The sequence below is a fragment of the Ectobacillus sp. OTK genome, from assembly GCF_059698935.1.
In genome coordinates this window covers 1,920,062-1,936,373 of the sequence record NZ_AP048547.1, presented here as the reverse complement: position 1 = coordinate 1,936,373, position 16,312 = coordinate 1,920,062, and the positions used below count along the sequence as shown (strand labels likewise).

Annotated in this window: 13 protein-coding genes; 2 read left to right on the top strand and 11 right to left on the bottom strand. The window is 40.8% G+C overall.

Going from position 1 to position 16,312, the window contains the following annotated elements:
- Positions 1–195 precede the first annotated feature (195 nt).
- Positions 196–510, top strand: coding sequence for a winged helix-turn-helix transcriptional regulator (locus AC6HZ4_RS09430; protein WP_497494728.1), 315 nt, complete (start codon positions 196–198; stop codon positions 508–510).
- A gap of 94 nt (positions 511–604) precedes the next feature.
- Positions 605–1,819, top strand: coding sequence for an MFS transporter (locus AC6HZ4_RS09425; protein ID WP_497494727.1), 1,215 nt, complete (start codon positions 605–607; stop codon positions 1,817–1,819).
- A gap of 106 nt (positions 1,820–1,925) precedes the next feature.
- Here AC6HZ4_RS09425 and AC6HZ4_RS09420 read toward each other — a convergent pair whose 3' ends face one another.
- The 11 genes from AC6HZ4_RS09420 to AC6HZ4_RS09370 form a co-directional block, all read right to left on the bottom strand.
- Positions 1,926–2,219 (bottom strand): hypothetical protein, encoded by a 294-nt coding sequence (locus AC6HZ4_RS09420; protein ID WP_497494726.1) that lies wholly within the window; start codon positions 2,217–2,219, stop codon positions 1,926–1,928.
- 551 nt (positions 2,220–2,770) lie between these two features.
- Positions 2,771–3,496 (bottom strand): YwaF family protein, encoded by a 726-nt coding sequence (locus AC6HZ4_RS09415; protein ID WP_497494725.1) that lies wholly within the window; start codon positions 3,494–3,496, stop codon positions 2,771–2,773.
- A gap of 406 nt (positions 3,497–3,902) precedes the next feature.
- Positions 3,903–4,064 carry a hypothetical protein gene (locus tag AC6HZ4_RS09410; protein WP_497494724.1) on the bottom strand — a complete coding sequence of 54 codons (162 nt, stop codon included), beginning with the start codon at positions 4,062–4,064 and terminating at the stop codon, positions 3,903–3,905.
- Between the two features lie 688 nt (positions 4,065–4,752).
- Entirely contained in the window at positions 4,753–8,025 is a 3,273-nt protein-coding gene (locus AC6HZ4_RS09405; protein WP_497494723.1) for a hypothetical protein, read from the bottom strand.
- The gene (locus AC6HZ4_RS09400; RefSeq protein WP_497494722.1) at positions 8,022–9,437 is read right to left on the bottom strand and encodes a glycosyltransferase family 2 protein; all 1,416 of its coding nucleotides are present in this window, start codon (positions 9,435–9,437) and stop codon (positions 8,022–8,024) included. Before AC6HZ4_RS09400 ends, AC6HZ4_RS09405 begins: the two co-directional genes overlap by 4 nt.
- Positions 9,434–10,324 carry a HEAT repeat domain-containing protein gene (locus AC6HZ4_RS09395; protein WP_497494721.1) on the bottom strand — a complete coding sequence of 297 codons (891 nt, stop codon included), beginning with the start codon at positions 10,322–10,324 and terminating at the stop codon, positions 9,434–9,436. The genes AC6HZ4_RS09400 and AC6HZ4_RS09395 overlap by 4 nt, the downstream gene beginning before the upstream one ends.
- A 577-nt stretch (positions 10,325–10,901) precedes the next feature.
- Positions 10,902–11,561, bottom strand: a complete 660-nt coding sequence (locus AC6HZ4_RS09390) for a DUF4352 domain-containing protein (RefSeq protein WP_497494720.1) — start codon at positions 11,559–11,561, stop codon at positions 10,902–10,904.
- Positions 11,562–11,656: 95 nt separating this feature from the next.
- Positions 11,657–13,048, bottom strand: coding sequence for an alkaline phosphatase (locus tag AC6HZ4_RS09385; protein ID WP_497494719.1), 1,392 nt, complete (start codon positions 13,046–13,048; stop codon positions 11,657–11,659).
- Between the two features lie 219 nt (positions 13,049–13,267).
- Positions 13,268–14,236, bottom strand: coding sequence for a sugar phosphate isomerase/epimerase family protein (locus AC6HZ4_RS09380; protein WP_497494718.1), 969 nt, complete (start codon positions 14,234–14,236; stop codon positions 13,268–13,270).
- A gap of 3 nt (positions 14,237–14,239) precedes the next feature.
- Positions 14,240–15,268: a Gfo/Idh/MocA family protein gene (locus tag AC6HZ4_RS09375; RefSeq protein WP_497494717.1), complete on the bottom strand. Its 1,029-nt coding sequence runs from the start codon at positions 15,266–15,268 to the stop codon at positions 14,240–14,242.
- A 13-nt stretch (positions 15,269–15,281) separates the two neighbouring features.
- Entirely contained in the window at positions 15,282–16,307 is a 1,026-nt protein-coding gene (locus AC6HZ4_RS09370; protein ID WP_497494715.1) for a Gfo/Idh/MocA family protein, read from the bottom strand.
- Positions 16,308–16,312 lie beyond the last annotated feature (5 nt).

Genomic DNA, 16,312 nt, shown 5'->3' with positions numbered 1-16,312 from the left:
TATCCCCCGTTCAGTTTGCTGTTTCCCTTCTCCATCCAGATAATATCATCCAGTAACAACCTGATTACACAAGAAAAGTATATTCTTTACAAAAATAGACTACAAGTACTGAAATATTTTTGCTATAGTTAATAGCAGGTTATATAGTATATTTTTTATAGTTACTATCCTTTATATTACTATACGGAGGTATGTATGGAGAAAGATCTAGATCAGGTCGAATGTTCAATTGAAAAAGCACTTAACATTATAGGAGGAAAATGGTCGTTTCTTGTGCTTCGCGAGCTGTTTGACGGAACAAAGCGCTTCGGAGAATTGCAAAAGGCGATTCAAAAAATTAGTCCAAAGGCTTTGACAGATACGCTGCGCCATTTAGAGGAGCACCAAATTGTTACTCGCACTGTTTATGCCACTGTTCCTGTTACGGTTGAATATGCGCTGACGGAAAAAGGCCTTGCGTTCCATAAAATTCTAAAGGAAATGAAGCTTTGGGGTGCACAGTGGGGGTAAGTCAAATTAGATTACATATTCTATCTTTTCTTATATACTAAGTAAGTGCGTGTGAAAAATAGGATACACTTTGTAGTGTCTAGGGGGGGATATAATGACAACAAAAAACAAAAATGCACCGCTGACGATTTTAATGGTAAACATGTTTATTGCCATGCTTGGGATCGGGCTTATTATTCCGGTGCTTCCGGATTTTTTAAAGGAATTTCAAGCAGGAGGAAAAACAGCCGGCTATTTGATGTCCGCATTTGGATTGACACAGCTTTTATTTTCGCCGATTGGCGGAGAGTGGGCTGATAAATACGGCCGGAAGTTTTTGATTGTTGGAGGTCTTGCTCTGTTTAGCATTTCAAACATCTTGTTTGCAATAGCGCAGGATACATGGCTGCTGTATCTTTCCCGTCTCATTGGCGGAGTCGGGGCTGCCGCGATGATTCCTGCCATGATGGCGTATGTGGCGGACATCACGACTGAACAAGGAAGAGGAAAAGGAATGGGGCTGCTTGGAGCGGCGATGTCGCTCGGATTTGTAATTGGGCCTGGTATTGGAGGCCTTCTCGCTGCCTTTGGACTTCGCATGCCGTTTTATGTATCAGCGGCTGTTGGTGCTGTAGCTATGGTTCTATCATTTTTGATGCTTCCGGAAACATTATCGAAGGCGCAGCAGAAGCTTGCCCGAAACACATCTATCAAACGGGAAAATATCTTCCAGCAGCTGATGCAATCCTTTAAGGCACCTTATCTGATTTTTCTCATTCTCATCTTTACCTTAACCTTCGGACTTTCTAATTTTGAAGCGATATTCCCGCTGTTTGTTGATCAAAAATACAGCTATACAATTGCCGATATTTCGATCCTCATTACAGTTGGCGCCTTGGTTGGAACGATTATTCAGGCAGCTTTAATCAATCCGCTCATTCAGCGCTTTGGCGAACGAAACCTCATCAATGGTACCTTCCTGTTATCAGCAATATCTCTCATTCTGATGCTGCTATCAGGAAACTTCTGGTATATGCTCGTCCTAATTGTGCTGTTTTTTACGTTCACATCCATTATGCGTCCGGCCATCAATACGCTGCTCTCGAAAATGGCAGGAAATGAGCAGGGGTTTGTAGCTGGTATGAACAATGCCTACATGAGTCTTGGCAACATTTTCGGTCCTGCTGCCGCCGGTACTTTATATGATATTGATATTAACTTCCCGTATATATTCGGGGCGTTCATTCTCGTGCTCAGCTTCGTGTTATCGGTTACTGTAGGGAGAAAAGCGAATGAGCGTTCTGAGAAGAAACTAGCCGTGTCGGAATAACAGTATAAAAAGATGTTGTTCATAATATATGTACAGAATGGTCACTTCTGCTAGATGGAAGTGACCATTTTTATTAGAATAAAAAAGACCTCATTTTAATGATGAATTACTGGTCTTTATTATCCTTATCAGCTGTATCTTCTGGATCTTCTACTGGATCTTCTGGATCTGGATTCGCATCTTTTTCATCATCTTTGTTTATTGTGTCATTTTCATCGACGCCAGGCGCCTCTTCTGTTTCAGGATCTGTGTTCTCATTCAAATTATTATTATCTTCCGTTGGAGCTTGTTCCTCAATTTGGTCTTTTTCTGGAGTCTGTTCCTCAGCATCGTTACAGCCCATTAACATCATGGCGGATAAAAATGCACATGTTAGAGTGAGAAACCATTTTTTATTCATGATAATTCTCCTTTCTTAATTTATACATAGCCGTTACTTATCGTTACCAACCGTGAAAGAATTATGTATTATTTTCCAAAATACAACCTAGCATAAGAACTTAAGATATAAATCGCTAATTGAACAAGCATACAAGAAAAATGAAATATAATTCAATATAATAATATCGCGAAAAATATACAAAAAGGAGGTTAATAATTGCCCACATCTTTTTCAGTCACATTTCCGGCAGTGACACAATCCTGTGAGGGAGATCAATGCAAGCAGTACAGAGCGGAAATAGATATTGGGCCCATTTTTGATGAAGCTAGTGAGATTTTTTTATCTTTAAAAATGAACTTAGAAATTTTTCAGAATCTAACACTTTATGTATGGCTCAAGGTCTAGGCTGGCGAATTATAACCATTGAGGAGTTAGTACAAATAAGTCATCTGTTTATTACATATTATACCATTTGGTGGAAAATGTCCTACATTAGTATGGGCACTCAATAATAGAATACCTACCTGATGATTTTGGGAATATCTTAGGACAACCAGAAAGAACTCCGATTACTTTCTTTCTATTTTCCTTTTTAACCAAAACGGACTGTATAGAAGGTAAAAACTCACAATCATCATCAATTCCAGCGAGAGAAGATACCACGGCCATGGTCCAAGATAATCTAAAAGAGAAGCATTTCCGGGCTTTTTCATAATGTACAGGTAGTTTGCCCCTAACGACTTATTAAGGAAAAATACACAAGCTGCATAAAGGTTAACAATGAGAACGGTCACCCATATGGAAGAAATGGTCGGCCGATATTTGCAGGCTACCACCATAAACAAACAGACAAGCACCACTCCTCCATGTGAAACAAAAAACTCGATATATCGAAAATGCGGAAACGAAAACGGGCCAAGATCAGGTGTCACGATGGCTTGAATGGAACTGCCTAACCCAGCAAAATACATGAATTGAAAAAGTCTGGAGCTATTCGTCAGTAGCATCACAATGGACAGAATGACAGCAAGATCACTAAGATGAAGTGGCAAAGCCGTTTTAAGCGACCAAGCATTCTCATACACAAGCCATAGATGATAAAAAGCCTCAGAAGCCAATAAGAGAAATGCTAGAGAGAAACGAAAAATTCGTTTTTTCCCCTGCTTCTGCATCTGTTTTCTAAAGACAAACAGAAGAGCACCGAGAGCCCCAATAATTCCGATCGTCAATAGGTGCTCCCCTGAAAAAAGGCGAAATGGATCCATTTTTGAATGAAATTGAAAAAATGTTTGCATCTTGATACCCCCATTACCTGAGTTTATTTTATGAGTGAGTATTACTAGGTTAGGGCAAATTCTTTCAGATCTATACCGATATGTCCGAGATAGGCCCAAAAACGTCCATATATACCTTATAAAGGAACTCTACTCACATTTATCCTAGTTACAAGACTTATTTGGTTCAGTACCTTTTAATTCTTGTTCAACTAAATTATGCTTCTTTCATTACAGCAACAGAATGCTCAATCAGCAACTAAAACGAACCAAAATGCCGGTTAACAGCAAAGTTAACAAGTAAAGGGTATTTCTATGCTCGCCAGAAATACCCTTTTCATACATATCTTTCTTCACATAACCCAGATTTCCATTATCCTATTATTAAGTTTTCATGTGCAAAATCACTGTCATGTATGACTTAATATTAGCTTTGTGCACCTTGATTGCTTCCAGGTATAGAAATTCGACTTCCCTGATTACGTCTAAGTGCATAAGAAGCAATCCCTAACCCAACACCTACAGCTGCTATTGTTGACCATGTACCAATATTGGAGCGTCTTCTTCCAAGTCCAACCATATTAAACATGCTCTCACATCCTTTTTTAGATAGGCTTTTGTAAGCCATGTATAATATATAACAAGTGAAAATACTTCATACTGCAAATAAATTTCCAGCTTTCTTAGCGGCGTTTATAGAGTTTGTAGTAGGCTATTTATTGGTAGTTGGGATATTAAATCGAATACTAGCAGCAGTTGTTTAAATATTATTTATCCCCAATATAACTATTTTTGGATATATGGAAGTTGTAGGTCATGCAATGATCCACATCGTCTTGCTAATTTTTATTATCGAGGGAGTATCCTTTTATCACCCGCCTATCCAAATGCATAAAACTAAATTGGAGCAAATGATTTTCGTTTTTTTAAATTTTATATTTGTTCTTTCTACATATTTGCTGATTTATTATAGGTTTGCGTAACTATCTGCATTGAGTTTTAATAAATATAAAAGGATCATACATATTAGCAGGACTAATATGTATGATCCTTCCCCTACTTCAGTAAAATAGTCTACTTTTGAAAACTCACGAAATTCCAAGCTGTCGATTTCACAATCTTCGCCAATGATCTCAAAAATATTGGCAGGTACGGCCTTCTGTGTTAAATCTTTTTGGTATATCAAATCACATTCTGTCTCCTAGTTTCTGCAAATATTCTACAGGGTTTACGCCGCCTCTTAAAGTCCAATAAGTGTCTAACTCAATTATATGCTGTTACTTCTTCTCCAAATCGATCTTCCCAAAGGTATCCTTCATATAATCATACGATTTCTTAAGGCGCTCATGATATTTCGGAACATTCCAATCCTGCCATTTGTATAGATAAAACCCATCCGAGTTTAGCAAATTCCCATTCGCCAATGCTGGGTAGCTTGTCTGCACCTCGCCATTTTTAGATACAAGAACACCAATTCGCAGGCCGTCGATTTTAACGCTGCTGTTAATGCCTTCGCTTGACCAAATATCTCCCATTACTTCATGCGTGCTTGGATCTTTAAAATTTAGCAGTAACCAAGGCAGGCGAAGTTCTACGATATTTCCTTTTACGCTGACATCTGTTAATGAGTTATAGTCCTTTGCATCCGGATTCCCGTTTCCATACGTAAGCAAGCCTGTTTCATAGGACTCAAATGGAATTTCCTTTCCAGTTCCGTTCGTATCGGTAATCGTTAAGCCTTTATTCAAAGCAAGATGAATATCATGGTAAACACCGTTGTTTTTTTTGTTGGCATATGCCCGCTGTTCAATCATTTTCAACATGTTTCCATAGTGATAGTAGAAGGTGTCATAGTAGCTGTCTATCATCACCTTGGAGCCGTGCTGTTTGCTTAGCTGTACAACAAAGTCTGCCCCATTTGTTGTTACATTCTTTACATTGGGCACAGTCGACTGCCCTTGGTTTGGAATGGTATCGATGACAAGATTTGTATCTAACTGTTCCGGATCGTCCTTATAGTCTAACCGAACGTATAGAAACTTCTCGTCGTGCATAACATACATGGATTGCAGATCCGCTTTTTTATCTGTGAAAACAGGCTTAATGCCATTGCGCTTCCAGTCGGATGTATCTCCGTCTACTGTAATCATCGCTTCTTTGCTGCTTGCCGGGTCGAAGCTCAGCATTCCAAATTGCTGCTCGTTCGTTTGTGCATTGGCCCAAAACGGTCTTCGGTTCGGATCATCATAGTCCATCGTATTCCATGTTCGTTTAAACCACTCATCCTGCCACGTAAATACAAGACCGCCGGCCATTTTTTCATGAAAAATATCCTCAAACAGCTTTTGATCGATTTTTCCTTGCTCATCTTCAGAATGCTGCCCTTGATTCATGCCGTACACGTTTCGATGCGTTAAACCGCGCGAGGATGGAACGCCAAATTCTGCAATAAGCACCGGCATTGTATGAGCCTGCTTTAAATCATGAAGATAACCGGCATAATTATCCTTCTCGCCGCGCTGATTTTTGTAATTTACATACTTTTCTTCGTAGTTTAAAAGGTCCGGGTAGTATGGATATACGTGATACGAAGCAAATAAACCGGTATGCAGCTTATCAGTTGCATGCATTACATTTGGATTGACCGCTACAAGATCCTCTTTATCTAATGGTTCGCTCGGATGATCAAGCAAATCGGTCGTCACCCAGTTCGTAAAGCTCATCGGGCGCTGCCAGCCATATTTCCTTGTTTCGTAATCCACTGTGTAGTCCATCATGCTGGCCAGCCAAATTTCAAACGGCTGCGCATTTTTTGTTGTGATATAGGTTCCGGAATAATCTGCCATTCCCTTATGCTTTTGATCCGTTGAAAGAACAGCTGTCGGATCCCACTCAATTCCGAGTACCCAGCCGAGTACATAAGGAGACACATCTCTTGTATACGTGCCGCTCGCATGGCCTGGCCGCTCTGGAAGCTTGGCGTTTCCGTGGATTAAATCGATTGTTTTTGTAATTTCGTCTTTAAATTCTGCCGTATTTGCTTGCTCAAACGCATCCCCGGCTTTTACGAATTCCTCCTCGTTTTTCCAAACGCCTTGCAGCAAATACAGCGGCTTTTTCGCTGTTTGGTTGTATTCATAGAGCGCTTCATAAAATCCAGGCGGATGAATAGTATAGACACGGATTGTGTTGGCATTCATTGCTCCAATTTGCTTAAACCAACGGAAATATTCGGCCTTCGTAATAGCTGTTTCCCCTGGAAATGACCCGGGCTTGGCAATCCCCATATTTACGCCTTTGACAAGCATATCGACCCACTTGCCGTTTTCGTATACTTGAATATAATCACCGCCAACATGCCCGGAAAGCTTGATATTACCTGCCGTTGGAATTTCCTTTACAGCAGTCTCCTTTTTCTTATCCCTTTTTGCTTCCTCTAAAACATAATCCATAATAGGAACATATGCTTTCCAAAAGAACGGCAGTGTGCTGTTTTTTGTGTTTACGGTGAACCATTCTTTCCACTTTGTAAAGCCAACCGTTTGATACAGTGACGGCAGCTCTCCTTCGTCAGCATAGTCGCCGCAGAAATAATATGTTTGAAATTGCGAGCCCTCATGGTGAACAATAGCAGGAAATTGACTTGGAAGCCCTGCTAGATTTAAAGCTTCACGCCCCTTCTTATTGACGGAAAGCTTGTACGTTGCCAGTACCTCGTTTTCATCGACTGGAGTAACAACGTCGAACCAATAATTGTAGCTTACGTTTATGTCCTTATTAAACTTTTTCTTTCCTTGATCGGTCAAAGAAAAGAGAACATCGCCTTCCTCGACTTGTGACTGATCGAGTATGACAACTTTATCGTTTTTGTCGACAAATACATAGCCGTGGCCTGTAAACTGATATTCCTTATTATATTGCACCTTATAGTTATCCCTCACCCATACCGGAACCTCAGTGCTGTTTAAATCATTAAAATAACGGCCAATCCATCCTGTCCATTGAAGATTTAACAGATCATAAAATTTCTTTTTTACATCATCCGGCGTGGGACTGGCAAATGTATTAAATTCTGCAACAACGGTAGCTCCGTTTTTGGAGGCTGCACCTTGGATAATATTGATATCCTCATTTGTCATCCCGCCGTACAAGCTTTTCGAACGTTCTCCTTGCTTGTTCGTTTCGTAGAACTCCTCCTCATATACACCATATCCGTCTGCTATATAAAATAATTTATACTTATCGAGATTTTTTGGGTACGGGCGTACGTCGAAGCTCTTCCCTTTCGGATAAAATCCAACATAGTCCTTCATTGGAACATATTTCGATTCATTAGACTGCACATATTTTTGCTGATTGAGTACCCACATTAATCCTTGGTGTTCGCGATATGTGTTATTTGGAACAGTTTTATCAACAATGAGAACATCCAATACTGTATTTGATTTTAATTGCCACAGCCAAAAAGGAGATGTGATCACTGCAATTATACCTGTGATCACAAGCAAAAAATGAGTTACTGTAAGCTTCAGACGGAAACGTTCTTTCATTTCGAAACACCTTTTCTTTTCATTTCTCCCCAACCTTGTTTTTTTCTAATAATATGAAGGATCCCTTCGCATCTCCATAAAACGGTTAGCGGTCGATACCATAATGTTTCCGTCAGGGAAAACAAAAACAGCCTTACAATATCAGACACATTCGGGAATTTCCGTAAGCTCCATTCCTCAAGCACAACCGCGGCCATCGAAAAAACAGAGCCGTAAATCATCGACACCAAAAACAGTAAAACGGCCATCTCCAAATATACACCCCCAAGAAAAGGGGAAATAATCATAATGAGGTAACCGATTAACTCAACAACAGGACCTAAAAATTCAACTATTAAGAAGTAGGGCATTGATACTAAGCCGATTGCACCATATTTTGGATTAAAGATTAATTTCCGGTGCATCCACAGACTTTCGAATAGGCCTCTATGCCAACGGCTCCGCTGCTTCCGTAAAAATTCCATCGACTCGGGAGCCTCCGTCCAGCAAACAGGGTCTGCCACATATACGATTTGCTTATTTGATTTGCGCTCTCTAATGAGACGATGGAGCTTCACGACGAGTTCCATATCCTCGCCAACTGTGTGAGAGTATCCTCCTGCATCAATGACCCATTGCTTTGAAAATACACCAAACGCTCCTGATACGATTAAAAGCAGGTTATATCGACTTAAGCTAATTCGTCCCATCAAGAAGGCTCGTAAATATTCGATTACCTGCATAATAACAAACGGATTGGAGGATAAGCCAATTTCCACGACTTTTCCTCCCTTAATTTCACAGCCGTTTGCAATCCGTATGCTTCCTCCGGAGACAATAACATCTCCGTTCGATTCAATAATTGGCTTCATCACCTTTAAAAAGGCATCGCTTTCTAAGACGGAGTCGCCATCCATGGAACAAAAATAAGGATATTTCGAAATGTTAATTCCTACGTTGAGCGCATCAGCTTTACCGCCATTTTCTTTATCAACAACAATTAAATTTTTATACAGCTTAGATTGATAGACAGCCCTTACTTGCTTTGTTTTGATTTGTCCGCGAATCACCTTGTTAATCTTTACTAGCTGAAAGTTGTCTATTAATACCTGCAGCGTGTTATCTTTGGAGCCGTCGTTAATCGCAATTACCTCATATTCTGGGTAATCAATAGCGAGGAGAGAACGGACGCTTCCATATATGCCAACGGATTCATTATAGGCCGGCACTAAAATAGATACAGGCTTTGTATAACTTGCCTCCAGCATTTCTTCATACGGCTCAAAATCATCTAATTGATATCGAGCTCTAATATCAAGGAGGGACACTATTAATAAAAAGGCGTAAAAGGAAATGACAAATAACATAAAAAAGAATACAAACCAACCAATCCATGTGAGAATTGTCAACCATGCTTCAACTGCTATAATCATCGTTCATTGCCTCTTTCCAGCCACTCCAGCGCCATATCCCGCGCAAATGCATCCTCTGTTGTATCAATAATGTTTTGCAAAATAGCTGCTCCATTTGGGAATTTTGATATAGATTGGGCGGATTGAGACCGCACTTGAAATACACGGTCCTTCATTAGCTCTACTAAGTATGGTACATATTCATCCAAACGCAGCATACCGCAAACTTTCACAGCCATAATACGTTCCGGCCAGTTGTCGGAATGCAGATGAACAATGAGCTGCTCGGTGGGGAGCACATATCCAATTTGTGAGATGGCTTTTAATGAACGGATGCGCATCTCCATATCTTCACTTGTAAGAAGGCTTTCTAAGAATGGTCCATACTCTAGCCGGTTTTTAATCCCAATCATATCCACTAACGTGAACTGCAATATTTTTGAAAGCTCCTGAAATCTTTGGACAAATCGCTCAAATCTCTCGTCAGATAAACTTCCATAAATGACCCGATATGTCAGCTCCGACAGCTCGTATTTTGAGTGTGTAAGAAAGTGAAATGTATCAGGATGATTAAATACCGCAAGTATTTTTAGAATTTGTCCTTCTTCAGCTCTTGATATACGGCCTTTTTTATAGAGCTGTAACACATCAGGCAGCAAGCTTTCGATACGGAATTCTTCAATGAGATATAAAGTATTCATGCGAATACTCCAGCGCTTGTGAAACAAGAGCTTTCGATATTCATCAGCAAAAAATCTTTCTGCAAACCTTTGAATACGCTCTCCGGCTGCCATCCCTTCTAAAACATGTGAGAAGTCACTCAAAAGCTCCTCCATTGCAGTAATCTTCACGGCATGATCAGGAAACAAAAGTCTAGATGTCGACCCCTCGTATAAATATTTGAACATAAGCCCCCGTGTCCTGTCCTTATAATCCTCAATTCGTTGTCTCGTTCTTTTTTCCTTAACTTTTCTAATAAGCAAGTAGAAAAAAAGTATTGTCAATATAATAACGAGACCGAAAAATATATTCCTAAGCACATACAACTCGTTCATAAAACGTTTACTTCATCCTTTTTATCTAATAGTGTACTCGTGATCCTTTAGCCTAAGAAATTGTAATCTACACTAATCTGCAATGTCATTCCATTCCGTAATTCCTTTTATGCGAATGTATACATTATAACAATAAATCTCTATTTGTCTTTATTTAAATTTAATGAAAAATGATTTTATTCATTTATTTTAGAGAAATATTGTCTAAGTTCGACTGAATTATGCTTAATATCCCCTAACATCTTCCTGTGTAGTCAGGAAAAGTCATACTTTATGATAAAACATAAAAACACCTTTCCGGTTAAGAAAGGTGTTTTTCACATCGAGCTTTTATAAGAGAATAGGGCTGCGGCATGGACTTTTGTACAAGTCTTCCGCCGCTTTCTGAAACTGAGTCGTTTTACTTTTCAGAGGATTTAAACCACTGTCATTATAGATCAATGCGTATTTCTTTTGCTTCCTGTATTTTTTCTTGATTTTCATTAAACACATCACTTGTTAATAGTTTAACCCATTTGATTTCAGTGCTTTTTGATTGATTAACAATAAATCCAAGGCTGCCGCGTTTCACGCTATTGCCTTCAATTTCCCCATTTAAATCTTCTAAATACATATCTTGTTTCCAGTCCGTTTTCTCTCCGGTATTTGTTTCAAAAAGGGCAATCGGAGCAAAATTCAGCTTTTCTTTTGCATGATTTTTAATATCAACACTTATTTTAATAAAATCGAATTCCTCATCTTCTGTTAAAGGATGGAAATAGTCAATTAGGCTGTAATCCGGCCGGTAATGAAGAAGCTTTACCTCTTTGATTGTATATTCAATGTCGCCGATCTTATAGTTCTTATTCACCTTATTCATTGCCTTTAACGTCAGCTCGCCTTTTACATCTGTAACAGATTGACCCGGTTTTTGGAGAGTTGAATCATCCGTAACCTGAGGATTGTTGTAATATGCATCATGTTCTTCTTCAGATATTTTTTCTGTTTTCACGTTCGTTTGCGAATCTGTTTTTTCAGGCTGTGACGATGAATGAGTTGTACATCCGGTAAGGAGCAGCATAAATACAATAATGATGATTGCTTGTTTCATAAAGATTCCTCCATGTTGTAGATAGTACCGTTACAAAAAACAGTTCCCGTTGCAGGAACGCAACGGGAGAGTTTTAGCTTAAATGTTTTAAACGGTTATTTGTCTTGAATTACAGTTTTTTTGCTGCCTTTTTCCAGTATATCAAAGATGATTTTCGCATTGTCCGTGTTGTCAATTTTTCCGGCGAAGCGTTCTGCAGCAGGGCCGAATGCATATACATTCACATCTTCGCCAGTATGTCCGCCGGTTGTCCAACCGGTGAAGGAACGTGTGTCAAAGATCTGTTCAATTGCATTATCGATATCAACAACTTTTTTCGTTTGCGCAGCATCTTTTACGGATTGAATTTCCTTATCTGTTAAAGGAAGATCAATGTACTTCGTCAAGGTCTCTTTTACATCTGCACCATTAGCTATTTGCTCTGCCATAAAATCAGGTGTGCGTTTTGCAGCTTTAATTGGAGCGCCAAACCAGTTATACTCGCCTCTTGCACCGATGGAGTAACCGCCAGTGGAATGGTCAGCAGTCGCTATTACTAATGTATGCTTGTCCTTTTTTGCAAATTCAATAGCAGCCTTGTAGGCTTTCTCAAAGTCTTCCATTTCGCTCATAGCGCCAACGATATCATTATCATGGCCAGCCCAGTCAATCTGGCTTCCCTCAACCATGAGGAAGAAACCATCTTTATTTTGATTTAAACGTTCGATCGCAGATGCTGTCATATCTGCAAGTGAAGGAATATCTTCCGTACGGTCGATCATTTTCGGCAGACCGCGTTTCGCAAATAAGCCAAGGACCTGCGCATTTTTGTCATTTTTCATTTCTTGCAGGTTTGATACGTAGCTGAATCCATCTTTCTTAAACTCTTCTACAAGATTACGGTCTTTGCGGATAAATAAATCAGAGCCCCCGCCTAGAAGAACATCTATTTTATGCTTGCCATTTATTAATTCATTATAATAATCATCAGCAATTGCATTCATGTTGCTGCGGCTTACATCATGAGAACCGAAGGAAGCAGGAGTGGCGTGCGTAATTTCAGATGTCGCAACAAGACCAGTTGATTTCCCTTGCTCTTTTGCAGCCTCCAGAACTGTTTTTACTTCAGACTTATCATTGTCAACTGCAATTGCGGCATTATATGTTTTGATACCCGCTGCCATCGCAGTTGCGGCTGATGCAGAGTCGGTTACGTTTTGGGCTGGATCTTCCGGATATGTTGTTTGTTGTCCAACGAGGTATTTATCAAATTCAGTTGACTCTACAAGCTTTGTGCTAGGATCATCCTTTAGATAACGATAGGCCGAAGTATAAGAAACTCCCATTCCATCGCCAATTAGAAAAATGACATTTTTAATTTCAGCATTGTTACCATCTTGTTGATTTTCCTGCGCAGTGACAATGCCAGTTCCTGAAAGACTGCTAAATGCTACAGACGAGAGAACTGCAATTGGAGCAATCTTTTTTGCAAGTTTTTTCTTAAACAATGTTATATCCCCCTGTGTTCGATTAAATTCCAGAACTATTTGAGGATACTATTAAACTATTAACATTTAATTAAGCCATTGTAAATCATTGTAAAGAAATGTTAAAAAACCTTTTCATTACACAAGACAATGGCGGTATTTGCACAAAATAAAAAACCCCCGTCTAGACTCAATGCTTTCCTTGAATCTAGACGGGGATTTCATTGCTTTACAAACTATTTATGCCCACCACATTTGGGAAGGCTGTTCTTTAATGAGTACAGACGACAAGTTCGTAACGGCGCGCTGGAAGCCTTCTTCAATCGACATAAGAGCGTCTTCATGCTCAATGCTCACAACGTAATCGTAGCCGTATGTACGAAGTGCGCTCATCATATCGGACCATTCAGCCAAGCTGTGACCGCAGCCAACCGAGCGGAATGTCCACGCTCTCGTTTGTACATTTCCGTATGGCTGCATATCGGTTAAGCCGTACATATTGACATTATCACGGTCAATATACGTGTCCTTTGCGTGAAAATGATGAATCGCATTTTCCTTAGCTAAAATTTTAATCGCAGCTACTGGATCGATGCCTTGCCACCATAAATGGCTCGGATCAAGGTTTGCACCGATTGCGTCACATGTTTCCTCTCGCAGCTTCAATAGCGTGTACGGCGTGTGAACTAAAAAGCCGCCGTGAAGCTCTAAGCCGATTTTTACATTATGATCCTTTGCAAACTGCCCAGCAGTTTTCCAGTACGGAATGAGCTTTTGCTCCCATTGCCACTGCAGCACATCATTAAATTCATTAGGCCAAGCTGTTACAGGCCAGTTTGGATATTTTGCCCCTTCATGGTCTCCCGCTGTTCCGGAAAAACAGTTTACAACAGGCACTTCAAGCAGTGATGCCAGCTGAATCGTTTTCATAAGCGTCTCATGCGATTCCTTCGCAAACGCTTCATCCGGGGAAATCGGGTTACCGTGACAGCTGAACGCACTAATCGTTAAGCCGCGGTCACGCACTTTTCCAATATACTCTTGGCGAAGCACCTCGTCTGCAAGCAATGCATCTAAATCACAATGCTGATTGCCAGGATAGCAGCCTGTCCCAATTTCTACTGCCTGTAATCCCGCTTTTTGTACTGTATCGAGCATTTCTTCAAATGATTGATTTGCAAATAATACGGTAAATACTCCTAGCTTCATAATTTAATTCTCCTCTCTTTTCCTAGTGCTGCTTGCATAAATGGCATCGATGACCTGCGATACTTGCAGCGCCTCCTCCGGCTTTACAACAAGCTCTTCCAATCCGAGACAAGCGTTCAGGAAGTTTCGAGCCTGCGGCAGACCTGGATCCTCTTCCCCCGGGAGCCATGCCGCTTCACTGTTTAACAGCATGCCGTTTTTCGTTGTGTAAAGCTCTAGCGGGAATACGCTTAGGCCTCCAGCAACACCCGAAATGCTAACGTGCTCTTTGTCATCCTTTACATTAGCGGACCATGACGTTTCAAACAGCAGCGAAGCGCCATTTTCAAACGTTACGTAAGCTGTTACATGATCGTCTACTCCAAATGTTTCATGGTTAAATGAACCCCATTGGTTCACTTGATTTGGTATTTTACTTAAGGCATTGTAGGTGCTGCCATGAACCGTAATTTGCTTTGGATTCCCCATAAGCCACAGCGTCAAATCTAGAAGGTGACAGCCATAGTCAATCAAACTTCCTCCGCCCTGCAGCTCTTTATTCGTAAATACGCCCCAGCCTGGCACCTTTCGGCGGCGCATTGCTTCTACCCTTGCCACAAGAGGTGTACCGACTTCCTCCATCAGCTTCTTCGCAGCCTGTGCTTCCTTCATAAAGCGGTAATGATAGGCAATAGCTAATACCTTATCTGTCTGTTTTGCGGCTGCTATCATCTTTTCACATTCCGCAGCACTCATCGCCATCGGCTTCTCGCACAGAACGTGAACGCCAGCTTCTAATGCCGCAATGGAAATTTCCGCGTGAAATTTGTTTGGTGTGCAAATGCATACAGCATCAACCTTCGCGAACAAATCATAGTAGTTTTCGGTTGCATACGGAATGTTGTATTGCTCTGCGACTTCCTTCGCACGCTCTATATTCACATCGCTTACCGCTGTAATTTCACATAAATCATCCAGCTTTAAAAAGGCCGGGATATGGCGTCCTTGGGCGATACCTCCGACGCCAATCACTCCGATTCGCAGCTTTTTCATGATGTCACCTCTTTTACACTCGCGCAATTGTTTTTGTTTTGTTCGATTCAAGAGCAGCTAAAATAACAGCTAATGATTTCATTCCCTCTTCGCCTGTAATAAGCGGCTGTTTATCCTCTGCTATGCACTCTACAAAGTGGTCAATCACGTGGGAGCTGCTTTGGCCGCCTGATTCATTGGATTGAATTTTGCCAAGCTCATATTTTACAACTTGACCGTTCGCGTATTGTGCAACGAGAGAATACGTTGGATCATCCTCTAGACGAAGAATTGCCTTCTCCCCGTAAATAACTGTGGAGTTGTCTTCCTTGCTGACATACGCCCAGCTTGCCGCAAGCGTACCGATAATCCCGCTTTCTGTTTTCAGTACACAAACCGCATTATCATCTACATCCGCGAAATCCTTTGCGCTTGTTTCTACAAATGCACCCACTTCTGTAATTTCTTCTCCAAGCAAATAGCGAAGCAGGTCCGTTTTATGAACGCCGAGATCACCCATCGCGCCAACGAACGCCTTTTCTTTTTGGAAGAACCAGCCTTCTTTGCCCTCTACACTCCATCCTTCTGGTCCGCCATGGCCAAACGCGGTACGGAAGCTGTAAATCTTTCCGATTTCACCGTTTTCAATCAGCTGCCGTGCCTTTTGATGGGACGGAACAAAACGTTGATTATGTGCAATCATTAATGTTTTGCCGCTTTTTTCAGCCGCTTCAATCATAGCCTCTGCTTCTTCCTTTGAAGTTGCCATCGGCTTTTCGCATAAAACATGCAGGCCTAATTCGAGCGCAGCGATGGAAATCGGCGCATGCAAATAGTTTGGCGTACAAACGCTTACTGCATCTACCGTACCGCTTTTTAATAATTCCTCATAGCTTGTATAAGCCGCCGCACCATACTTCTCTGCAGTTTTCTTTACGCGCTCCTCATTGATATCGCATACCGCTACAATCTCAACCTGTGCATTCGCCGCATATTCCGGCAAATGGCGGTGCTGTGCAATACTTCCGCATCCAATTACGCCGATTTTTAATTGTGTCATTTCTA